This window comes from Clostridium sp. ETTB3 (genome assembly GCF_053571985.1).
In genome coordinates, this window is the sequence record NZ_CP199832.1 from 102,817 (window position 1) to 125,415 (window position 22,599).

Consider the following 22,599-nt stretch of genomic DNA (forward strand, 5'->3'; position numbering starts at 1 on the left):
GAAAATGAAAAAAAGGAGTTATAAAGTATTATTACTTACGATGTTGATATTTATTTTTTCAACATCAATCACATTTGCAGAAGAAGTCGAAGTAGTTGTGGGAAATTCAGATAAGTTTGGATTATGGACATTGCTTCCACCATTAGTAGCAATTATATTAGCTTTTATGACAAAAAATGTTGTTATTTCATTATTTATAGGAATTTTATCGGGAAGTTTTTTAATTAGCCTTTCAGGATATAATGTGTTTGAAGCCTTTATACATGCATTTTTAGATTTTGTAAATAGAGCATTAAATTCATTAGCTGATCCATGGAATGCTGGAATAGTTCTTCAAGTATTAGCAATTGGAGGAATAATTAATTTAGTTGCAAAAATGGGTGGAGCAAAGGCTATAGCAGAAGCATTAGCTAAAAAGGCGAAAACTGTAAAAAGCACACAATTAACTACATGGCTTTTAGGATTATGTGTATTTTTTGATGATTATGCAAATTCATTAATTGTTGGGCCAATAATGAGGCCAGTTGCAGATAAAATGAAAATGTCAAGAGAAAGATTAGCATTCATTATAGATGCTACGGCAGCTCCAGTAGCTGGACTTGCTATTATTTCTACTTGGATTGGATTAGAAGTAAGTTTAATTGGAGATGCATTTAGTTCTATAGGCATAGATGAAAGTGGATTTGGAGTGTTTCTTAAAACAATACCATATAGGTTTTATAACATATTAATTCTTGCGTTTATAGTAATAACAGCATTAACATTAAAAGAATTTGGACCAATGAGAAAAGCTGAAATTGCGGCAAGAAATAAAAGTAAGAATTTAAGTGAAGAAATTGCAGCTGAATCATCATCTCAAATGGATGAATTAGAACCAAAAGAAGGAATTAAGCTTAGTATATGGAATGCAATTATTCCAATAGGAGCATTAATAATTTCTGCATTAATAGCATTTTATTATAGTGGATATAGTACAATAATGGGTGGCGAACCATCAACAGCACAAGAAATTATGATGAATTCACCATTTTCATTTAAGGGAATAATGGAAGCATTTGCTGCTTCGGATTCATCAATAGCATTATTCCAATCTGCATTATTTGCGTCAATAGTTGCTATAGGCATGGGTGTTGCAAAGAAGATATTTACTTTAAGTGAAGCTATTGAAGTTTGGGTTGATGGAATGAAAGGATTAATAATAACAGGTGTTATATTAATATTAGCTTGGTCATTAGGATCTGTAATTAAAGAACTTGGAACTGCATATTATTTAGTTGAGGTATTAAAGGGAGCAATACCAGCATTTTTATTACCAAGTTTAATATTTGTTTTAGGAGCAGTAATTTCATTTTCAACAGGAACAGCTTATGGAACAATGAGTATATTAATGCCACTTGCAATTCCATTAGCTTATTCAATAAATCCAGATATGTCATTTGTAGTAGTTTCTACAAGTGCAGTATTAACAGGAGCTATTTTTGGGGATCATTGTTCACCAATATCTGATACAACAATACTTTCTTCAATGGGAGCAGGATGTAATCATATTGAACATGTTAAAACTCAAATATGGTATTCAGTATTTGTTGCTATAATAACTATATTATTTGGATATATTCCAGCAGGATTTGGAGTGCCAGTATATGTAGTATTACCACTTTCCTTAATAGCATTATTTATAGGGGTTCAATTATTTGGTAAAAAGGTTGAAGAAGCTTAAGTAATAAGTAAAATAAAAAAGGAATTTTTCTAGTTAGTAGTTTGTAGTTAGTAGTTGTAGATGGGGCTGTTGCACTAAATAATTAGTGTACAGCCCCTTTTTAGCAAAAAATAAAACATTAATTCCATGAACTTGAGTTTTTGCTGTATATGTATATCTAGAGGAAGTACTTACCTTACTCATTAAAGTTATTATAATAGAAGTTCCAATTGAACTTGCAACTTGTATTAATGTATTATTAGCAGCATTTCCATGAGCATATAAATTTTTATGTAATGAATTTAAACTGAAGTGATTAATGGCATCATAAGCATTGATATTGCTAACATTATTTTATTCAATGATATTAATAAAAAACTCATCTAATAAAAGATGAGCCAATAATGATATTTTTATTATTTATGGGGTGGTGGAGTTATAAGTTTATTAACTAATATTGAAATTACTATTCCAAGCAATGTTTCTATTATTCTATTAGTTGCATAATATAAAGGGTCACTATATGCATGTGCAGTAGTTACTCCTAAAAATGCTATGCAAGTTATGTTTATAGCTCCAGGTCTTTTTAAAATATTACATAAATAAATCATTAAAATAATTCCAAGAGAAATAATTATGTATATAAGTAGTTTTGAAATAAAATGATTGCTAATATAATTTTCTAGTGTTCTAAAAAAGAATAAGAATATTAAACCAAAACAAGCTCCCAGTATAGTTCCAGCACCTCTGTTTATACCCATATGAATTGAGTTATATACAGTGTCTTGCAAGCATATTATAGCTGTAAGACACGCAAAGAATGGCTCACTAGGTAATAGTGCTAAGCATATAAAAACAGCTATACCAGATTTTATTGTTCTAAGTCCAATTTTAGGTAGTTTTAAATTTTTCATAATTAAGCCTCCTATCTCCTTAGATATTATAACTAAGAAATTTGTAGATTTCACTAGTTATTAACAAGTTTTATAGTATTTTTAATAATTATGAAGATTTTAAAAAGATTAGGAAATAATAAAGTTAAGAATAAAATAAATAGAAATTGGTTTGACAGTTTTTACATTTTAGAATATTATAAATTAATAAAGACATAGAAGAGAAGAGTAATTTTGGAATGTATCTAAAGAGAGTTAGAATAGGTGAAAGCTAGCGGTACTGAACTTGATGAAGATGGTCTTGGAGTTGATTATCTGAGCTTATATAAGTTAGGATAATACGGTAGCAACCGTTATATTGCAAGGTGATAATAGTCACCTAATGAGATATTTATTGTGAGATAAATATAAAATAGAGTGGTAACGCGTATATAACGTCTCTATATGGGCATAAATGCCTATATAGAGACGTTTTTATAGTTGGGAGTTAGTAGTTAAGGAAAAAATTCAGTTTAGGATGAATTTTATAAGAATATATTTTTAAGGGGCTATATCACTAAAACTTTTATACACAATATATTGTTTTAAAAAATAAAAATTAATACAATATATTGTAGTATTTATTCTTAATGCGACATCCCCATCATTAACTACAAACTAACTACAAACTATCTAAAGACTAATTAAAGAGGAGGAAGAAAAATGACAAAGAAACCATATTATATAACTACGCCAATTTATTATCCATCAACTAAATTACACATTGGTAATACTTACACAACAGTAGCTGCCGATGCTTTAGCTAGATTTAAGAGATTAAATGGATATGACGTTATGTTCTTAACAGGAACTGATGAACATGGTCAAAAAATTCAAAGAATAGCTGAGGAAAAGGGAATAACACCAAAGGAACACGTTGATGAAATAGTTGCTGGAATTAAGGAACTATGGAGTATGATGAATATAAGTTATGATAAATTTATAAGAACTACTGATGATTATCATAAGGAAACAGTTCAAAAAATATTTAAAAAATTATATGATCAAGGTGATATATATAAATCTTCTTATGAAGGATTATACTGTACTCCATGTGAATCTTTCTGGACAGAAACTCAATTAGTTAATGGAAATTGTCCTGATTGTGGAAGACCAGTTGAAAAATCAAAGGAAGAAGCTTATTTCTTCAAAATGAGTAAATATGCTGATAGATTAATGAAGTATATTGATGAGCATCCAGAATTTATTCAACCAGAATCAAGAAAAAATGAAATGGTTAATAACTTCTTAAAACCAGGATTACAAGATCTTTGTGTATCAAGAACAAGCTTTAATTGGGGAGTTCCAGTAACTTTTGATGAAAAGCATGTAGTTTATGTTTGGATAGATGCATTATCTAACTATATATCTGCTTTAGGGTATGGAACTGAAAATGATGAATTATTTAAAAAGTACTGGCCGGCAGATGTTCATTTAATAGGTAAGGATATTTTAAGATTCCACACTATTTATTGGCCAATCATGTTAATGGCTTTAGGTGAAGAATTACCAAAACAAGTATTTGGTCATGGATGGTTACTTGTTGATGGTGGAAAAATGTCAAAATCTAAGGGAAATGTTGTTGACCCAGTAGTTTTAGTTGATAAATTTGGTGTTGATGCAGTTAGATATTATTTATTAAGAGAAATTCCATTTGGAGCAGATGGATTATTTAATAATGAAATATTTATAAAGAAAATTAATTCAGATCTTTGTAATGACCTTGGTAATTTATTATCAAGAACAGTTGCAATGATTGAAAAATATTTTGATGGAATAATACCAGCACCAACTGCAAAAGAAGATATTGATAATGAATTAATTACTTTAGCTTTAGAAACTCCAGTTAAGATAACAAAAGCAATTGATAACTTAAGAATTCCAGAAGCATTAGAATATACATTTGATCTTATAGGAAGAGCTAATAAATATATTGATGAAACAACTCCTTGGATTCTTGCAAAAGATGAAGAAAAGAAAGAAAGATTAGGTACAGTTTTATATAACTTAGCTGAAGCTTTAAGATTTGCATCTGTATTATTATCTTCATTCTTACCAAGTACAAGTGAAAAAATTAATGAACAATTAAATATCACTACAACAACTTGGGATTCATTATTAGGATTTGATGGAACAACTCCAGGAACTGAAGTTAAAAAAGGTGAAGCTTTATTCCCAAGAATAGATGTTGTTAAGACTTTAGAGGAATTAGAAGCTATGAGATTAGCTCAATTAGAAGCTAATAAACCAAAAGAAGAATATAAAATGCAACCAATTAAAGAAGAAATAACTATAGAGGATTTTGAAAAAATAGATTTAAGAGTTGTTAAAGTATTAGAATGTGAACCAGTTAAAAAAGCTAAGAAATTATTAAAATTAAAGGTTGATTTAAATGGTGAAGAAAGACAGATTATTTCAGGAATAGCAATGCATTATAAACCAGAAGAATTAGTAGGTAAATATGTAGTTTTAGTTGCTAATTTAAAACCTGTTACTTTAAGAGGAGAATTATCACAAGGAATGATAATTGCAGCAGCTACAGATGATGATAGCGTATTAAACTTAGTAAATCCAGGTGAACTACCAACAGGAAGCGTTGTAAGATAGTTAATAGCTTCTTTTAGTTTCAAGTTTCAAGTGATAAGTTTCAAGTTAAGGTATAAATTTAGCAAATGCTAAATTTAATAAATATATTTTCAGAAACTCCGTTAAGGAGTTTCTACACTAACTTGTCACTTGCCACTAATTTAAAAGGGGGTGTTTTTAATGAATATTATTATAGGAAATGCATGGCCATATGCAAATGGACCACTACATTTAGGAAGAATTGCAGTTTTACTTCCAGGAGATATATTAGCAAGATATCATAGAATGATGGGAGATGAGGTTATTTTTCTTTCAGGAACTGATTGCCATGGTACACCTGTAACTATTAAAGCAAAAGAAGAAGGAATAATGCCTATACAAGCAGTAAAAAAATATCATGCAGAATTTCAAAAGTGTTTTAAATCATTGGGATTTTCTTTCGATATTTTTGAAAAGACACACTCAAAATTTCATGAAGAAAAGGTTAAGGAATTTATATTAGAGCTATATAATAAGGGCTATATATATGAAAAAAATGTAGAACAAGCATATTGCGAAAAATGTAATGAATATTTGGCTGATAGATATATTGTTGGAAAATGTCCACATTGTGGTGAAGAAGCAACTGGTGACGATTGTGAAAATTGCAATGGGGAATTTGAAATTAATGAATTATTAGATATAAGATGCAAAATTTGCAATTCAAGGCCTGTCTTAAAAGAAACAAAACATTTATTTTTTGCTTTATCAAAGTTTGAAGAAGATGTTAAAAGAGTGTATGAAAATCAAGATGGATGGAGAGAAAATGCTAAGAGAATACTAAAAAGATATTTAGATGAAGGTTTAAGAGATAGAACAGTAACTAGGGATTTTAATTGGGGTGTTGATGTTCCATTAGATGGTTATGAAGATAAAAAAATATTCGTTTGGATAGAAGCTGTTATGGGATATTTAACTGCAAGTATGAAATGTCTTAAAGAAAGAGGAGAAGATTATAGGGATTATTGGGAAGGTGAAGATTCTAGAATTTATTTTATTCATGGAAAAGATAATATACCGTTCCATACTGTAATATTTCCCGCAATTTTATCTGGACTTGGTATAAAAAATCCAAATTTAAGATTAATATCAGGTGAACATTTAAAACTTGAAGGAAAGCCATTTTCTACAGTGAAGAATTGGGCGATTTGGGCAGATTATGTTTGTAAAAGATACAATGTAGATAGCTTTAGATATTATTTGGCATTAAATTCTCCAGAAGATAAAGATACTGATTTTACTTGGAGAGAATATATAAATATACATAATAGATACTTAGTAAATGAGTTAAGTAATTTTGTAAATAAAGTATTATCATTTTCAAGAAAAAATTATGCTAATAGAATACCAAAAGGAAATATAGAAGAAAATTTAAAAAATGAAATTTTAAATTTATATTTTTATATTGGAGATAATATTGAAGAAGGTCATTTTAAAGAAAGTTTAAATGAAATAATGGCTTTATGTAAAAAAGGAAATAAGTATTTTGATAATAATAAGGTTTGGGATTTACTGAGCTTAAATCCTTCAATGTGTAAGGATGTTATTTATAATTGTATTCAAATTATTGTTAATTTATCAAATTTATTATATCCATTTATGCCAAATACTTGTAAAAAAATAAAACAATCACTTGATTTAAAAGATGGTATTTGGAGTTTTACAGAAAAAAAAGAAGGAATAATTAGAGAATGTGATATACTTTTCACTAAAATTGATAAGAAAAGAGCTAGTGAAGAAGTAGCAAGATTAAAAGAAAATAAAATTTAATAAAAAAACCTAGAGTTATTTGATTTGGGGGACGAATAACTCTAGGAAACCAACTTTACAAGATGGTTTTAGGGGTAAATAATAATGCTTTAACTACTTTACAAATATTATAATAAACCCTAATTGTGTCATTTAGGTGTCAAAATTCTGAATAAAATATTAAGTATTATTATGAATACATATTAAAATAATTTATATTTCAATTTATTTGTTTTAGATACAATTAAGATAAATTATTACAGTGGTTTTTATTTTGTATAGTAACTTTAGAAAACTTAGCTTATGCTGAGTTTTTTTGTTTATTTTGGTATAATAAAAATATGATTAAAATTAAAAAAAGAGGAGATTATTTATATGAACTTTGAATATAAGATATTTGATACTCATTCACATTATGATGATGATGCTTTTAATGAAGATAGAGAAGCTGTACTTGAACAAATTAAAAATGATGGAGTAATTGGTATCTTAAATTGTGCTTGTTCGAAGACAAGTTTAAAAACTACTAATGAATTAACATTAAAACATCATTTTATATATGGAGCATTAGGAATTCATCCAAGTGATGCTAATGATTATAATGAAGATGTAAAAAATGAAATAATTAAATTAGTAAATGAAAACAAGAAAATTTTAGCTATAGGAGAGATTGGATTAGATTATTATTGGGATGAAAATCCAGAAAGAGATATTCAAAAAAAAGTATTTAGAGAGCAAATGAAATTAGCAGAAGAATTAAACTTACCTGTTGTTATTCATGATAGGGATGCACATGGAGATACATTAGAGATAATGAAGGAGTTTCCAAATGTTAGGGGAACAGTTCATTGTTTTTCAGGAAGTCTTGAATTTGCAAAAGAATGTGTAAAGTTAGGGTATTATATTGGAATCACAGGAGTTGTAACATTTAAAAATGCTAGAAAAATATGTGAAGTGGTTGAAGGAATACCTCTAGAAAGATTATTAGTTGAAACAGACTGTCCTTATATGGCTCCTGCACCAAATAGAGGAAAAAGGAATAAATCGGATTATATAAGATATATAATAGAAAAAATAGCCGAGATAAAGGGGATTTCTTCAAAAGAAGTTAATTTAGCTGTAAATGACAATTTCTATAACTTGATTCATAATAAAAAATAAAGTAAAATAAATATTAATAATTGTAAAATATTACTTTAATTTACATTTAATATCTATACAACTTCAAAAAACAAAACGCCATTATTTATTTTTATTTAAATTAATATTAAAAATGTATTTTATTAAATTAAAAATACATTTTATCAAGTGGAGGGTAGGAAATTTGACAAAAGCAAGAATTGTTTATATAATTCAATGGTCGCTCTTGCCAGAGGAGGTTAAATGTAGATGGTTGAAAATTTAAAGGAAAACTTAAAAAACAATTTTACTAATAGTCCTAAGGCAAAAATAATAATAGGTGCTGTAAGTGCTTTATTAATAACATTAATAGTAACACTTATATGCATGAGAAAAAACATAACAATAATAGTTGACGGAAAAAAAGAAGCTTTTATAACATACAAAGGGACTGTTAAAGACATACTTGCAGAAAAAGGAATAGAAATTGCTCCTAAGGACAAAGTACAACCAGCTTTAGATGAAAAAATATCGTCAAAAGATATTATTAATATTAAGAGAGCTGTAGAAGTTGAAATGGTAGTTGCTAACAAAACAATTGTTATAAAAACTGCTGAAGATACTATAAAGGATATGATTAAATCTGAAAATGAAGAACTTAGAGCAGAGGGAATTGAATTTAATGAAGAAATAGATGAAATAACACCTTCATTAGATACTGAGATATCAGATAATCTTACAATTCAATTAGTTAAAGTAGAAATAACAAATGAAGTTGCTACTGAAGATATTAATTATGAAACAGTAGTTGAAGAAGATGAAAATTTAGATATAAATAATGAAGACATAAGACAAGCTGGTGAAGCTGGTCAAAAAGAAATAACTTACAAAGTTGTGAAAAAGGATGGCAAGGAAGTATCTAGAGAAGTAGTTCAATCAAAGGTTATTAAAGAGCCTGTAAATGAAATTATAGCACAAGGCACTAGAAGAGTATTTGCTAGCAGAGATGGCAACATGGAATACAAGGATTTAATTTATTGTGAATCTACTGCTTATGCTGGAGATGGTATTACAGCAACTGGAACTGTACCTAGTTATAAGCCAGCAGGAATAAGTACAATAGCTGTTGATCCAAGAGTAATTCCATTAGGAAGTTTGGTTTATGTTGAGGGTTATGGTAAAGCCATTGCTTCTGATACAGGAGGATTAATTAAGGGTAATATAATAGATGTATTTCTTAATTCAGAATCAGAATGTAGATCATGGGGTAGAAAATATAATGTTCCAGTTTATATTTTAGCATATCCAGGAGAATGGTAATATTAAGGGAGGTTAGTATTGGACTAGCCTCCTTTAATATTTATAAAAATACATTAATTATAAAAAATTTATTTTAAGAAAATAAAAAGGTAATGGGCAAAAGTTTGACATTATATGAATATAAGGATAAATTAATAAGAGATAATAAAGGAAAGGAAGAGATTCTTTTGATTAAAGAGGTTATAGTAGTTGAGGGAAAAGATGATGTTGCAGCAGTAAAAAAAGCTGTTGATGCAGAAATGATTGCCGTAGGTGGATTTGGAATAAATGCAAGAGTAATTGCTAGAATTAAAGAAGCGCAAAAAAGAAAGGGAGTTATAGTATTAACAGACCCTGATTTTGCAGGAGAAAAAATAAGAAAAATAATTGCAAAAAGAGTACCAGGAATAAAGCATGCATATATTTCTCAAGAAGATGGAATTAAAGATGATGATATTGGTGTTGAAAATGCAACTCCAGAAGTTATTATTGAAGCATTAAATAGAGCAAAGATAACATTGGAAGAAAAGGTTGAAACCTTTGATGCCCAAGACATGTTCTATTTTGGGTTAAATGGAGATCCTAATGCAAAAGCTAGAAGAATAAAATTAGGAAATAAATTAGGAATTGGATATGGAAATGCAAATCAAATGTTATCTAGATTAAATAATTATGGAATAACAAAAGAAGAGTTTATAGAAGCAATTAAATTTGTAGATAAAGAACTGGAAAAGGAGAAGTAAATGGATATAAAAGATGTAAAAACAGCTGAATTAGTTAAAAAATATAATTTTAAGTTTTCAAAAAGTTTAGGACAAAATTTCTTAATAGATGATTCAGTACCAAGAGATATAGTTGCCGGAGCTGAAGTTGATAGTGAAGATTTAGTAATTGAAATAGGACCAGGGGTAGGAACATTAACTGCTCAATTATTAAAAAAAGCAAAAAAAGTAGTAGCAATAGAATTAGATAATGATTTAATACCTATATTAGAACAAGAGTTAGGAGATAATCCTAATTTTACGCTTATACATAATGATGCATTAAAAGTTGATTTTAATGAAGTAATAGGAGAAGAGAAAAGTGTAAAGCTAGTTGCAAATTTACCTTATTATGTTACAACACCTATAATAGTTAAATTACTTAAGGATGGATATAATTTTAAATCTTTAACAATAATGATTCAAAAGGAAGTAGCAGAAAGAATGAATGCAGAGCCAGGAAATAAAGATTATGGTGCACTTTCTTTATTAGTTCAATATTATTGTAATACAAGTATTGTAAGAAAAGTACCACCTACTTGTTTTATACCAAGACCAAAGGTTGATTCAATAGTAATTAGATTAGATAAGCTTAGTGAAGCAAAGGTTAAGGTTGATAATGAAAAATTATTTTTTGATATAATAAGAAATTCCTTCAATATGAGAAGAAAAACTTTATGGAATGGAGTTAAGAGTATTGGGCCAGCAAAGGAAAAGTTAGAACTTGCATTTGAAAAGGCTGGAGTTGATCCAAAGAGAAGAGGGGAAACATTATCTATTCAAGAGTTTGCAAATCTTGCAAATTGTATTAATGAAATTTTATAGAAAATTAAAATATATTATAAAGTTCAATAGAACCCAATAAAAATAATAACATATTTTATAATGCCAAACATATAATATATGGAATTAATATAAAGTGGGGGTTCTAGAGAATGGCAAGTAATAATAGATTGTATAGAAACTTTGTGATTTTGCAAGAAGATGAACGAGGCTATGCAAATTCTGAGGATAAAACATTATCTGGATATTCTAAGATAGAAGCTAAAGGAGATAAGTGTAAAATATCTTTTTATGCTCAAAATCTTAAAAAGGATAATGATAAATATTACATGGTATTAATTTGCTCTAAAAAGGATATAAAGCAAATTGTAAATTTAGGTCCTTTAGAAGTAACAGATAAAGGAAAAGGTGAAGTAACAAAGGAATTTAATGTTTCCAATATTGCTGGATTAAATTTAGATTTTGATAAAATAAGTGGAGCAGCAATAGTTAAAATGAATAATGATAGTCCAATTTTCGTAATGTGCGGTTTTTTGAACGGGCAACAACCAACTGATAATTGGAAAGGATATACAATTGTTAAAACTAGAGATGTTAGAAGTACAAAATCTAATATAATTAAGGATTCTAAGAAAGAGATAAAAAAGAACGATTCTAAAAAGAGAAAAGTTAAAGAAGAATCTTTAAGTGAAAATGAAGCTAAAGAGGAAGAAAAGCCTATAATAGAAAATCCTATAAGAGATGAAGTTGAAGTGAAAATAGAACCTGAAGAGACCAAAAAAGAATTTGCAGAATCTGAAGAATCAGAAATAATTGAAGAAAATGAACCTAAGGAAAATTTAAGAGGTAAATTTGAAGATTATGAAGATGAGATTGAAGCAAATAAAGAATTTGATCCTATAAATGGTAAAATAAGAGGTAGTATTGGTGAATATTTTGAATCAATAGTAGATGGGTTTGAAAGGGATACTGATAGTATAGATGAATTAAAATATACAAAATGGTATAAAGTGCCAGTTAATGATTTGCGTGAAATGTGCAATATGAATAATTATAATAAATATACATTAGCTTATTATCCAATGTTAAATTATTACCCATATATTAAAAAGTATGGATTTTTTATGATTGGATATAAATGTGATTCAAAGGGAAATCTAAAACATATTATTTATGGAGTGCCAGGAAAGAAAGATAAGGATGAACAACCTTATGATGGACGTACAGGATTTGTAACTTGGGTAAGTATTAAAAATAATGCTAATAATGGTTGCTGGTTAATGTTTTATGATTTTAAAAATTCAACAGTGGTTGTCCCAATGAAATAATCAAGGAAAACATAATAAATTAAATAACATATTTAAATATTCATTAAAGATTAATATAGCAATTTAATTTGCTAATATTGGAATAAAGTATTATAATTATCTTTATTAGGAGAAGCTTATGCTTCTCCTATTATTTTAATTGGAATTTAGAGGAGATACAAATGTCAAAAACATTAAAAAATTATATTTTATTTATATTTTTAATAATATTAATTTTTAATTTTTCGGGCTGTACAATTATGGAAAAGATCGAAGAAAAGCTTGGATTAAAAAATGATTATTTTGAATATTTAAATTCAAATGATATAGAACAAATTAGTATTCAAAGCACAAGAGATACTGGATTTAAATTTATAGTTACAGAGGCTAGTGCTATTAAGGAAATATATAGTATATTATCTAGAGCAAAGGTAAGTGAAAATAAATCAAGTTTAGACCCAGATTATAAGTTTGAATTTGATTTAGGAGATGAAATAAAAGAATTTAATTATGTTGTAGGAACTGAAGATGGTAATTTTTATAATGATGATAATGTATTTTCAGTTTCTAAGAGACTTGATGAAGTAATAATAAAGAATTTATCTTTTATTAGAAAGCCTAGAGATTTTGATTATATTTATTATCAAACTATATTAGAAGTATTACAAATAGTAAATAAAAATCAAAGTTTAAAAGATTATAATGTAGGAGTAAATATAAGTGGTGATATTGATTGTTTAAAATATGTATTTTCTAGTGATTTAAATAAGTTTTTAGCAGAAGCTAAAAAAATATCTCCTAATATAGAACTAGTAAATAATAATGAACCTAATTTTGATATAGTTATTACAGTAAAAAATAGAGGTTATGATAGTAGTAATTTTAAAACATTGATTACAGTAAATAATAAAAGAGAAAGTACAGAAAATAAGTATTATGTTGTAGCAGTTAATGAATTTAAGGAATGGAATATAGATGTTTTAGAAAATAAGCCTAGTGGATGGTAAAAATAAAAATACACCATATAGCTCAAAAAAGCTATATGGTGTATTTTTTATGCAGTAGTTATATTTGATTTAAGAATTTTAATTAACTTTTCTATTGGTAAAAATGCTAACAAAACTAAACAAATTAATAATTCTCCACCTACAGCTAATCCATTAACAGTTAAAGAATAAACTATTGGTGACATACCTTCAGGTGCATATGAACCAAAGAATACAACACCAGAAATAAAATGAAAAATAAATCGCAACATCATACCAATGCTTGCCCCTAAGTATTTATTCTTAAAAAATCCTGCAGCTCCAACAGCCATAAAAGGTAATGGATAATCAAAAAGAACTTGAATAGGGTTTAATATATATGGATCTAATATTAATTTAAATACTCCAAAAAGGAAACCAGTAAATAATCCCACAGATGGGCCATAAACGAAGGAAATAATCATTATTGGAATCATACTTCCTAAAGAAATGCTTCCACCACCGTTGGGAAGAGAATAAATTTTAATCATATCTAATATGAATGCTAAAGCAATAGCTAGTCCTATTCTTGCAATTAATTTTGAGTTTAATTTTAAAGATTTAAATTTTATAAATGCAATTAATAAGATAGCACAACCAAATAATGTAATTAATGTTAATGGGTTGCTAAAAATAGTTTTTAAATTTTCAACAAGTGTTGATAGAAAATTTGACATAAAAAAATACCTCCTTATTTGCGTAAGAGGGTACCACAATAATAGAATATATATTTTTTTATTCTATAATAGCTTCCCTACGCTGGAATTATCCAGATCAGGTTAAAAGGGTTGATGAAAATTCATCTCTCAGCATTAGGCACCCCTAGCAACTTTATATACTAATTTTAGGTAAAAAATTATAGAAAGTCAACAGTTTTATTAATGTTTTGGATTGCTTTATAATTTGTATTTGTAGATTTATTAAATAAATTAGTTAAACTTATATTAGTACCTAAAGGTATAAGAGTTTCAAATGAAGTTAATGGAATGGTTATGATAGAATCATCTTCTAATAAGATAAAAGCATCATTACCTGTATAATCTAATATCATACCTTTCATAATTTTAACACCATCCTAATAAATTTTTATTAGTTTACCCTTAAATTTAAATAAAAATACACTTAGAAATAATATCTAAGTGCATTTTTATAAATATAAATCCTTATATACAATTTGAAAAACCATTAAAGATTCTTCAATTTTATGTTTTAGTAAACTCTTTCTATTATCAAATTCTTTTTCACCTAAAGGAGTTAGTGAATAAAATTTTTGGAATTTTTTTTTAGGATCATTCCATTGTCCTATTACTAATCCTTCTTTTTCTAATTTTTTTAATAAAGGATATATTCCACCGGTGCTAGGAGTCCAAAGTCCATTTGTTCTTTCTGAAATTTTTGTGGAAATTTCGTTACCATTTGTAGGGCCTGATTTTAAAATATGAAGTACATAAATTGGTAATAGACCTTTTGTAAAAACTTGACCAACAGCTTCTTTTTCCTTTTGTACTTTTTTTATTTCTGCAAGTTTTGCTTTATATTCTTCATATAATCTTTTTTCCTCAGTTTTAAGGTCATTTATGTTATTAAAATCAAAATCACTCATAGTTTATTTATCCATTTTAACTGAAAAACCAAATAATCCAGGACCAGAATGAACACCAAGTGCAGGACTTATTTCTGCAATTTTAATTGATGATATGTTTGGTAAGTTTTTTATAGCTTCCATATATTTAATAGCTTCTTCTTCACATCCTGCATGTAAAACAGCAACTTCACATTTACATTTTTCTAGGTAGCCCTTTAATAATTCTGTCATTTTAGATAAAGATTGTTTTCTTCCTCTAACTTTAGTAACAGTATAATATACTCCATTTTCATCTGTAGTTATTATAGGTTTTAAATTTAAAAGTTCACCTACTGTTCCAGCAAGTCTTCCAATTCTTCCACCTTTTTTTAAATATTCTAATGTATTAAGTGTAAAATAACCAGTAATTCTTTTTCTTATATTAGGTATTTCAGAAACTATTTCATTAAAACTTTTTCCTTCTCTTATAAGCTTTGCAACTTCTAATACTATTTCACCTTGAGGATAAGCTAATATTTTGGTGTCATAAACAAAAGAAGTTAAGTTTGGATGATCTTCTAAAGCTAATCTTAAAGCATTATAACTTCCTGAAAGTCCACTAGAAATTGAAATACAAATTACATGAGTATAACTTTCTTCTTCTAATTTATTTAAAATTTCTTCAGTATCTTTAGCACTAGGTAAAGATGTTTTAGGAATTTCATTTTCTAAATTTTTATAAACTTCTGAAGGAGAAATATCTATTCTATCTCTATATTCAGCATTAGAGTAAATTATTCTAAGTGGTAATAAATTAATATTATTTTCTTTTAATGTATTTAAATCAAGATCGCATGCGCTATCTGTAATTAAAGCAATTTTTTGCATATAAAAAATCCTCCGATTAATTAAATTATATTATTAGTATATCATATAAGATAACATTATCAATAGTGATAATGTTAATATTATCAATATTGATAATGTTGATTAAATATATGGATAAAAATAAGAAAATTTAAAGTAAATTCCAGGAAAATATTTACAAGTAAAATGAGTAGAGGTAAAATGTATATGTATATAAAAAAATACACAATATATTGTGTATAGGAGGCGGGGAAATGCTATATGTAGTTAAGAGAGATGGCAGGGAGGTTGAATTTAATACTGATAAAATTAGGAATGCAATAAAAAAAGCAAGTAATGAAGTTGGAGAGTCATTAAAAGAAAGTGAAGTATTAATTTGTATTCAAAGAGTAATAAAGTATATAGAAGAATCTCAAAAAGAAAAAGTATCAGTAGAAGAAGTACAAAATTTAGTAGAAAAAGCATTAGTTGATAGTGGACATACAAATATTGAAAAAGCTTATTCTGCATATAGAAGAGAAAGAACTAGGGTTAGAGATATAAAATCTGATTTAATGAAAGTTATAAAAAAAATAGGAGTAGAAACTGATAGAGATAATGCTAATGTTGGAAATAATTTTAGTTCTAAATTATTAAGGATAGCATCAGAGTCTAATAAGTGGCATAATCTTTATAATATGCCCAAGCATTTAGCTAAAGCGCATGAATTAGGAGAATTATATTTTCATGACCTTGATTCATATAACTTGACTACGAATTGTTTGCATATACCTACTGGAGAAGTTTTAAGTAGAGGATTTAATACTGGTTATGGAACGATAAAAGCACCTAAACGAATAGAAACAGCAGCAGAATTATCATGTATATTATTACAATCAACTCAAAATGATATGTTTGGGGGGCAATCACATCCTGATTTTGATAATGATATGGCACAATTTATTGAACCTACAAGAAACGAAATAAGGGAGGAGTTATTAGAATTAGGAATAGAAGAAAAAAGGTTAGATGATTTAGTAGAAAAAAAATTAAGAAGTAGAATTCATCAAGCTATGCAAGGGGTTGTTTATAATTTAAATACAATGCATTCAAGAGCAGGTTCACAAGTGCCTTTTTCATCTGTAAACTTAGGAATACCAAATTCAAATGATGCAGCATTAATTTGTGAAATATTTCTAAGGGAATATGAAAAGGGATTAGGAAAAGGTGAACAACCTATATTTCCTAATATAATTTTTAGAGTTAAAAAAGGAGTTAATAGGGAGCAAGATGATCCTTATTACTATTTATTTAAAATTGCATGTGAAGTTGCATCAAAGAGAATGAATCCAACATTTATGAATATAGATGCTGATTTTAATAAGGAATATTATGATAAAGGGTATATTCCAGCAACAATGGGATGTCGGACTTATTTAATGAAAAATGTTAATGGAGAACCAGGATGTAAAGGAAGGGGAAATATAGCACCAATAACAATTAATCTTCCTAGGATAGGTATAGAAGCAAATAAAGATATAAATAAATTTTTTGAAATATTACAAAATAGATTAACATTGGCAAAGGAAGCTTTGCTTCATAGATATAGTATTTTAAAAAAATTAAAAGTTAAAGATTTACCTTTTGTAGCGGGGCAAGGTTTGATGAGGGGGTCAGAAGATTTAATGCCTGATGATTCTATAGAGCCAATTCTTAAACAAGGAACATGGGCAATTGGATTTATAGGTCTTGCAGAAACTCTATATGCATTAATTGGATCACATAATGGGGAAACAGATGAAGCAAGAAATTTGGGACTAAAGATAATTAAATTTATAAGGGAATATACAGATAAATTAGTTGAAGAAACACAATTAAATTGGAGTTGTTATGCAACACCAGCAGAAGGATTATCAGGAAAGTTTATAAAAAAGGATAAAAAAATATATGGAATTATAAAAGGAGTTACAGATAAAGAATATTATACTAATAGTTTTCATATTCCTGTTAATTATAATATATCAATAAAAGATAAAATTGATATAGAAGCACCTTATCATAAACTTTGTAATGCAGGACATATTTCTTATATAGAGTTAGATGATTCACCATCTCCAGAAGTAATTATGGAAATTATAAATTATGCATATAAAAGAACTAATATAAGTTATATAGGAATTAATTTTCATATTAGATATTGTAAAGAATGTGGAACTAGTATTGAAAATAATTTAAATTCATGTCCAAAATGTAATAGTAAAAGTATTCAAGGTATATCTAGGGTAACTGGATATTTAAGTTTAGATGAAAGATTTGGGCCAGGAAAATATGAAGAAAGATTAGATAGAAGATCACATACTGGAAATTATAAAAATAATTATTAAATAATATAATTATTAAATGCTTTTAATGATGTTATTTTAATTTATAGATAGCAACTTTAAGGGCATTTATTATTATGTGAAAGAAAAAAATAAAAAATTGCAAAATGATTGTTAGATGTAAAAAAATGAGGTTTATATAACTTTAAAATGAATTTATAAATATTATACTTGCAATTTTTAGAAAAAATAATAATTTTTATAATGGTATATATTGAGAAAAAAGTGTTGATATGATAAAATGTAAAAATAAATATAATATAGAAAATAATGGGATTTAATGCGTGTTTTTTTTTATATGTATTTATATAAAAATTAAAGGGGGCAAAAAAATGGCTATTAGATGTGATGATGATAATAGAAAAGTGTATATAGTAGATACAACCCTTAGAGATGGCGAACAAACAGCAGGTGTTGTTTTTGCAAATGAAGAAAAAATTATTATCGCAGATATGCTAAGTGATCTTGGGGTAGATCAATTAGAAGTAGGAATACCTACAATGGGAGGAGATGAAAAAAAGGCAATTAAGCAAATTGTAAAAAGAAATAATAATAAAAGTATAATGGCTTGGAATAGAGCAGTCATTTCAGATATTGAACAATCTATAGATTGTGGAGTTGATGCAGTTGCAATATCAGTATCTGTTTCTGATATTCATATAAAACATAAATTAAGAACATCAAGAGAATGGGTGTTGGAAAATATGATTAAGTCAGTTGAGTTTGCAAAGAAAAATGGTTTATATGTGTCTGTAAATGGAGAAGATGCATCTAGAGCAGATAAAGAATTTTTAATTAAATTTATTGAAGAAGCAAAAAAAGCAGGTGCAGATAGATTTAGATATTGTGATACAGTAGGAATAAAAGAACCATTTTCTTTAAGAAAGGATATTGAAGAAATATATAAGAAAACCAACTTTAATATAGAAATGCATACTCATAATGATTTTGGAATGGCGACAGCAAATGCAATTGCAGGAATTTTAGGTGGAGCAAGTCATGTTGGAGTAACTGTAAATGGATTAGGTGAAAGGGCTGGAAATGCTGCATTGGAAGAAGTATTAATGGCATTAGAATATCTTTATGGTTACAAGGCTGATGTAAATAAAAAGATGTTTAGAGAGGTTTCTCAATATGTTGCACAGGCATCAGGAAGGATTTTACCAGCATGGAAGGCAATAGTTGGTGAAAATATGTTTGCTCATGAATCTGGGATTCATGCAGATGGAGCAATAAAGAATCCTAAAAATTATGAAGCATTTGATCCAGATGTAGTGGGATTACAAAGACAAATTGTAATAGGTAAACATTCAGGAAAAGCTGGGATAATTAATAAATTTAAAGAGTACAATATTAATTTAACAGATGAAGAAGCAAAGGGAATTTTAGAACTTGTAAGAGCAGCTTCAGTTAGATTAAAAAGAACTTTATTTGATAAAGAGCTAGTAAAGCTTTACAAGGAATATAATCGATTAAAGGAAGAAAATAATAAGGAGAATTAGAGATGATAAAATTATTTTCAAAGGGTGTTTATCTTATTAATAATAAAGAAATTATAGAAGATTGTAATGATATTAATTTAATTTTAAAAAATAAATTAGGAAATAAGTGTATTAATAAAGAAGAAGCAAGAAAAAATACAATTGCTTATAATATTTTAAATGAGCATAATGTATCAAAAAATAAAGACAAGCTACAAATAAAATTTGATAAATTAGCATCTCATGATATTACTTTTGTTGGAATAATTCAAACAGCAAGGGCTTCAGGATTAAAGGAATTTCCTGTACCATATGCATTAACTAATTGTCATAATAGTTTATGTGCAGTTGGTGGAACTATAAATGAAGATGATCATATGTTTGGACTTTCATGTGCAAAGAAATATGGTGGAATATATGTACCACCACATCAAGCGGTAATACATCAATTTGTAAGAGAAATGATGGCTGGATGTGGAAAAATGATATTAGGATCTGATAGTCATACTCGTTATGGTGCTTTAGGAACTATGGCAATTGGAGAAGGTGGACCTGAAATAGTTAAGCAATTATTGGGCAAAACCTATGATATTAATATGCCAGATATAATAGGAGTATATTTAACAGGTTCTCCTCAAAGAGGTGTTGGACCTCAAGATATTGCTTTAGCTATAATTGGTTCTGTTTTTGCAAATGGGTATGTTAATAATAAAGTTATGGAATTTGTTGGTGATGGAATTGATAATTTAAGTTCTGATTTTAGAATTGGCATTGATGTTATGACAACAGAAACAACATGTTTATCATCTATATGGAAAACAGATAATAAAATTAAAGAATTTTATAATATTCATGGAAGACCTAATGAATATAAAGAATTAAATCCAGGAAGTGTAGCATACTATGATGGAATGATTTATGTTGATTTATCTAAAATTAAGCCAATGATAGCAATGCCATTTCATCCAAGTAATGTTTACAGCATAGAAGAGTTAAATTCAAATCTTAGTGAAATATTAGCTGATGTTGAAAGAAAGGCAGGAATAAGTTTAGATAATAAGGTTAAATTTACATTAAGAGATAAAATTCATAATGGAAGGCTTTATGTTGAGCAAGGAATACTTGCTGGATGTGCAGGTGGAGGATTTGAAAATATTTGTGATGCAGCTGATATTTTAAGGGGTTCTTCAATAGGAAGTGATGAATTTTCTTTAAGTGTTTATCCTGCATCTCAGCCAATATTTATGGAACTTGTTAAAAATGGACGAATTGCAGATATAATGGAAACTGGGGCTACAGTACGTACTGCATTTTGTGGACCATGTTTTGGAGCAGGAGATGTTCCAGCTAATAATGGATTAAGTATAAGACATTCAACAAGAAATTTCCCAAATAGAGAAGGTTCTAAGATAACTAATGGACAAATTGCTTCGGTTGCATTGATGGATGCGCGTTCTATTGCAGCAACTGCAGCTAATAAGGGATATTTAATTCCTGCAACAGAAGTTGATGTTAATTTTACAAAACCAAAATATTATTTTGATAAATCTATATATAAAAATCGTGTTTATTATGGTGTTGGAAAGGCAGATTCATCAGTAAAAATTAAATTTGGACCTAATATTGTTGATTGGCCTAAGATGTCAGCTTTAACGGATAATTTATTATTAAAGGTTGTTTCAGTAATTCATGATCCAGTTACTACAACAGATGAGCTTATACCATCAGGAGAAACTTCTTCTTATCGTTCTAATCCATTAGCATTAGCAGAATTTACATTATCTCGTAAGGATCCACAGTATGTTAAAAAAGCTAAGGAAATTCAAAAAGCAGAAAAAGCAAGAATATCAAATAAATCACCAATTGATGCTGTGAATGAATTAGAAGCAATATTAACTTTAATTAATGAGAAATATACAAATATAAATAATGAAAATACAGGAATAGGTAGTACAATTTATGCAGTTAAACCAGGTGATGGATCAGCGAGAGAACAAGCAGCCTCATGTCAAAAGGTATTAGGTGGATGGGCTAATATTGCTAAAGAATATGCAACAAAAAGATATCAATCTAATTTAATAAACTGGGGTATGTTACCTTTAATTTATAAAGATGAGCCATGTTTTGAAAATGGAGATTATATATTTATACCTAATATAGTAAAGGCAATTAAAACTAAGAATAATTTTATAAAGGCATATATAGTTAATAAATCAATGAAAGAAATTCAATTTAATTTAGGAGAACTTACTGATGATGAAAGAAAAATTATATTAAAAGGATGTTTAATTAACTACTATAAAGTGTAAAATTCTTTTGGAGGTTATTTAATATGAAGAAAACTGTGAGACTTGCAGGAATAGCGTATGAAAGTCTTGTAAATGGACCTGGAATAAGAAGAGTGTTTTTTGCACAAGGATGTAAACATAATTGTAAGGGCTGTTTTAATCCAGAGACACATAGCTTTGATAAGGGCATAGTTTTGGAAATTGATAAACTGATAAAAGATGTATTAGAAAATCCAATGATAACTGGTGTAACTTTTAGTGGTGGCGATCCTATAGAGCAAGCTCATAGTTTTTCATATATGGCAAAAATATTAAAAAATAAAGGTTTAAATATATGGTGTTATACTGGATATACTTTTGAAAAATTATTAGATAAGATGAAGGAAAATAAGGATATAAGAGAATTATTAAATAATATAGATGTATTAGTTGATGGAAAATTTGAAATTAATAATAAAAAAGAAGAATTAAAATTTAGAGGTTCATCTAATCAAAGAATAATTGATGTAAATAAAAGTTTAGCTTTAGGACAGATTATAGTTTTAAATTTATAAAAAAAAGCGCAATAAGCGCTTTTTTTAATAATGGGGGGATGGGAACCTGTATATTACAGGTTTTATATTTACATTATAATTATTAACCATTATTAATTTATTTATACATAATATTAAAAAATAATTAAATATTATAGAATTTATTTTAATATTTATATTTATAATGAAAATGAAAAAAGCTATGGT

At 27.5% G+C, this 22,599-nt stretch carries 18 protein-coding genes, 1 riboswitch and 1 other annotated feature; of the genes, 13 read left to right on the plus strand and 5 right to left on the minus strand.

Annotation, left to right across the window (positions count from 1 at the left end):
* The first annotated feature begins 4 nt into the window (after window positions 1-4).
* Complete coding sequence (locus ACUN06_RS00485) at window positions 5-1,720, plus strand: Na+/H+ antiporter NhaC family protein (RefSeq protein ID WP_291734386.1); 1,716 nt, start codon at window positions 5-7, stop codon at window positions 1,718-1,720.
* A 395-nt stretch (window positions 1,721-2,115) separates the two neighbouring features.
* Here ACUN06_RS00485 and ACUN06_RS00490 read toward each other — a convergent pair whose 3' ends face one another.
* On the minus strand, window positions 2,116-2,613 hold the full coding sequence (locus tag ACUN06_RS00490) for an FUSC family protein (protein ID WP_449389961.1): 498 nt from the start codon (window positions 2,611-2,613) through the stop codon (window positions 2,116-2,118).
* Between the two features lie 186 nt (window positions 2,614-2,799).
* Window positions 2,800-3,037: a binding site (T-box leader), on the plus strand.
* 257 nt (window positions 3,038-3,294) lie between these two features.
* Between ACUN06_RS00490 and metG (ACUN06_RS00495) the strand changes: the two genes are divergently transcribed.
* The 8 genes from metG (ACUN06_RS00495) to ACUN06_RS00530 all read left to right on the plus strand — a co-directional run bounded on the left by metG (ACUN06_RS00495) (window position 3,295) and on the right by ACUN06_RS00530 (window position 13,281).
* Window positions 3,295-5,238, plus strand: a complete 1,944-nt coding sequence (gene metG, locus ACUN06_RS00495) for a methionine--tRNA ligase (protein ID WP_301953699.1) — start codon at window positions 3,295-3,297, stop codon at window positions 5,236-5,238.
* Between the two features lie 159 nt (window positions 5,239-5,397).
* Window positions 5,398-7,026 carry a methionine--tRNA ligase gene (metG, locus tag ACUN06_RS00500; RefSeq protein WP_294398761.1) on the plus strand — a complete coding sequence of 543 codons (1,629 nt, stop codon included), beginning with the start codon at window positions 5,398-5,400 and terminating at the stop codon, window positions 7,024-7,026.
* Window positions 7,027-7,380: 354 nt separating this feature from the next.
* The gene (locus ACUN06_RS00505) at window positions 7,381-8,166 is read left to right on the plus strand and encodes a TatD family hydrolase (protein WP_449389962.1); all 786 of its coding nucleotides are present in this window, start codon (window positions 7,381-7,383) and stop codon (window positions 8,164-8,166) included.
* Window positions 8,167-8,394: 228 nt separating this feature from the next.
* The gene (locus ACUN06_RS00510) at window positions 8,395-9,444 is read left to right on the plus strand and encodes a G5 domain-containing protein (RefSeq protein WP_291734336.1); all 1,050 of its coding nucleotides are present in this window, start codon (window positions 8,395-8,397) and stop codon (window positions 9,442-9,444) included.
* A 167-nt stretch (window positions 9,445-9,611) separates the two neighbouring features.
* Window positions 9,612-10,166 (plus strand): ribonuclease M5, encoded by a 555-nt coding sequence (gene rnmV / locus ACUN06_RS00515; RefSeq protein WP_291734346.1) that lies wholly within the window; start codon window positions 9,612-9,614, stop codon window positions 10,164-10,166.
* Window positions 10,167-11,009 carry a 16S rRNA (adenine(1518)-N(6)/adenine(1519)-N(6))-dimethyltransferase RsmA gene (gene rsmA, locus ACUN06_RS00520; protein ID WP_291734334.1) on the plus strand — a complete coding sequence of 281 codons (843 nt, stop codon included), beginning with the start codon at window positions 10,167-10,169 and terminating at the stop codon, window positions 11,007-11,009.
* A 110-nt stretch (window positions 11,010-11,119) separates the two neighbouring features.
* Window positions 11,120-12,295, plus strand: coding sequence for a DUF7922 domain-containing protein (locus ACUN06_RS00525; RefSeq protein WP_449389963.1), 1,176 nt, complete (start codon window positions 11,120-11,122; stop codon window positions 12,293-12,295).
* A 161-nt stretch (window positions 12,296-12,456) separates the two neighbouring features.
* Window positions 12,457-13,281: a hypothetical protein gene (locus ACUN06_RS00530; RefSeq protein ID WP_291734328.1), complete on the plus strand. Its 825-nt coding sequence runs from the start codon at window positions 12,457-12,459 to the stop codon at window positions 13,279-13,281.
* 47 nt (window positions 13,282-13,328) lie between these two features.
* On the opposite strand, the gene thiT is transcribed toward ACUN06_RS00530, so the two are convergent.
* From thiT to ACUN06_RS00550, 4 genes are all read right to left on the minus strand, one after another.
* Window positions 13,329-13,976 carry an energy-coupled thiamine transporter ThiT gene (gene thiT, locus ACUN06_RS00535; RefSeq protein ID WP_449389964.1) on the minus strand — a complete coding sequence of 216 codons (648 nt, stop codon included), beginning with the start codon at window positions 13,974-13,976 and terminating at the stop codon, window positions 13,329-13,331.
* A 57-nt stretch (window positions 13,977-14,033) separates the two neighbouring features.
* Window positions 14,034-14,133, minus strand: a riboswitch (TPP riboswitch).
* A 22-nt stretch (window positions 14,134-14,155) separates the two neighbouring features.
* On the minus strand, window positions 14,156-14,359 hold the full coding sequence (locus tag ACUN06_RS00540; protein WP_291733939.1) for a hypothetical protein: 204 nt from the start codon (window positions 14,357-14,359) through the stop codon (window positions 14,156-14,158).
* An 87-nt stretch (window positions 14,360-14,446) separates the two neighbouring features.
* Window positions 14,447-14,902, minus strand: a complete 456-nt coding sequence (locus tag ACUN06_RS00545) for a PadR family transcriptional regulator (RefSeq protein WP_291733941.1) — start codon at window positions 14,900-14,902, stop codon at window positions 14,447-14,449.
* Between the two features lie 3 nt (window positions 14,903-14,905).
* Window positions 14,906-15,751 carry a DegV family protein gene (locus tag ACUN06_RS00550; protein ID WP_331892797.1) on the minus strand — a complete coding sequence of 282 codons (846 nt, stop codon included), beginning with the start codon at window positions 15,749-15,751 and terminating at the stop codon, window positions 14,906-14,908.
* A gap of 233 nt (window positions 15,752-15,984) precedes the next feature.
* Here ACUN06_RS00550 and nrdD point away from each other — a divergent pair, with 233 nt between their 5' ends.
* The 4 genes from nrdD (at window position 15,985) to nrdG (ending at window position 22,413) form a co-directional block, all read left to right on the plus strand.
* Window positions 15,985-18,093 carry an anaerobic ribonucleoside-triphosphate reductase gene (gene nrdD / locus ACUN06_RS00555; protein ID WP_294369154.1) on the plus strand — a complete coding sequence of 703 codons (2,109 nt, stop codon included), beginning with the start codon at window positions 15,985-15,987 and terminating at the stop codon, window positions 18,091-18,093.
* Window positions 18,094-18,422: 329 nt separating this feature from the next.
* The gene (gene nifV / locus ACUN06_RS00560) at window positions 18,423-19,592 is read left to right on the plus strand and encodes a homocitrate synthase (RefSeq protein ID WP_294126306.1); all 1,170 of its coding nucleotides are present in this window, start codon (window positions 18,423-18,425) and stop codon (window positions 19,590-19,592) included.
* 2 nt (window positions 19,593-19,594) lie between these two features.
* Window positions 19,595-21,880, plus strand: a complete 2,286-nt coding sequence (locus tag ACUN06_RS00565; protein ID WP_294369152.1) for a hydratase — start codon at window positions 19,595-19,597, stop codon at window positions 21,878-21,880.
* 23 nt (window positions 21,881-21,903) lie between these two features.
* On the plus strand, window positions 21,904-22,413 hold the full coding sequence (gene nrdG / locus ACUN06_RS00570; protein ID WP_291733950.1) for an anaerobic ribonucleoside-triphosphate reductase activating protein: 510 nt from the start codon (window positions 21,904-21,906) through the stop codon (window positions 22,411-22,413).
* Window positions 22,414-22,599 lie beyond the last annotated feature (186 nt).

Bases quoted from the DNA above. Each gene is read 5' to 3' on its own strand.
- ACUN06_RS00485 (WP_291734386.1), top strand. From the start codon at position 5: ATGAAAAAAAGGAGTTATAAAGTATTATTACTTACGATGTTGATATTT.
- ACUN06_RS00490 (WP_449389961.1), bottom strand. From the start codon at position 2,613: ATGAAAAATTTAAAACTACCTAAAATTGGACTTAGAACAATAAAATCT.
- metG (WP_301953699.1), top strand. From the start codon at position 3,295: ATGACAAAGAAACCATATTATATAACTACGCCAATTTATTATCCATCA.
- metG (WP_294398761.1), top strand. From the start codon at position 5,398: ATGAATATTATTATAGGAAATGCATGGCCATATGCAAATGGACCACTA.
- ACUN06_RS00505 (WP_449389962.1), top strand. From the start codon at position 7,381: ATGAACTTTGAATATAAGATATTTGATACTCATTCACATTATGATGAT.
- ACUN06_RS00510 (WP_291734336.1), top strand. From the start codon at position 8,395: ATGGTTGAAAATTTAAAGGAAAACTTAAAAAACAATTTTACTAATAGT.
- rsmA (WP_291734334.1), top strand. From the start codon at position 10,167: ATGGATATAAAAGATGTAAAAACAGCTGAATTAGTTAAAAAATATAAT.
- ACUN06_RS00525 (WP_449389963.1), top strand. From the start codon at position 11,120: ATGGCAAGTAATAATAGATTGTATAGAAACTTTGTGATTTTGCAAGAA.
- ACUN06_RS00530 (WP_291734328.1), top strand. From the start codon at position 12,457: ATGTCAAAAACATTAAAAAATTATATTTTATTTATATTTTTAATAATA.
- thiT (WP_449389964.1), bottom strand. From the start codon at position 13,976: ATGTCAAATTTTCTATCAACACTTGTTGAAAATTTAAAAACTATTTTT.
- ACUN06_RS00540 (WP_291733939.1), bottom strand. From the start codon at position 14,359: ATGAAAGGTATGATATTAGATTATACAGGTAATGATGCTTTTATCTTA.
- ACUN06_RS00545 (WP_291733941.1), bottom strand. From the start codon at position 14,902: ATGAGTGATTTTGATTTTAATAACATAAATGACCTTAAAACTGAGGAA.
- ACUN06_RS00550 (WP_331892797.1), bottom strand. From the start codon at position 15,751: ATGCAAAAAATTGCTTTAATTACAGATAGCGCATGCGATCTTGATTTA.
- nrdD (WP_294369154.1), top strand. From the start codon at position 15,985: ATGCTATATGTAGTTAAGAGAGATGGCAGGGAGGTTGAATTTAATACT.
- nifV (WP_294126306.1), top strand. From the start codon at position 18,423: ATGGCTATTAGATGTGATGATGATAATAGAAAAGTGTATATAGTAGAT.
- ACUN06_RS00565 (WP_294369152.1), top strand. From the start codon at position 19,595: ATGATAAAATTATTTTCAAAGGGTGTTTATCTTATTAATAATAAAGAA.
- nrdG (WP_291733950.1), top strand. From the start codon at position 21,904: ATGAAGAAAACTGTGAGACTTGCAGGAATAGCGTATGAAAGTCTTGTA.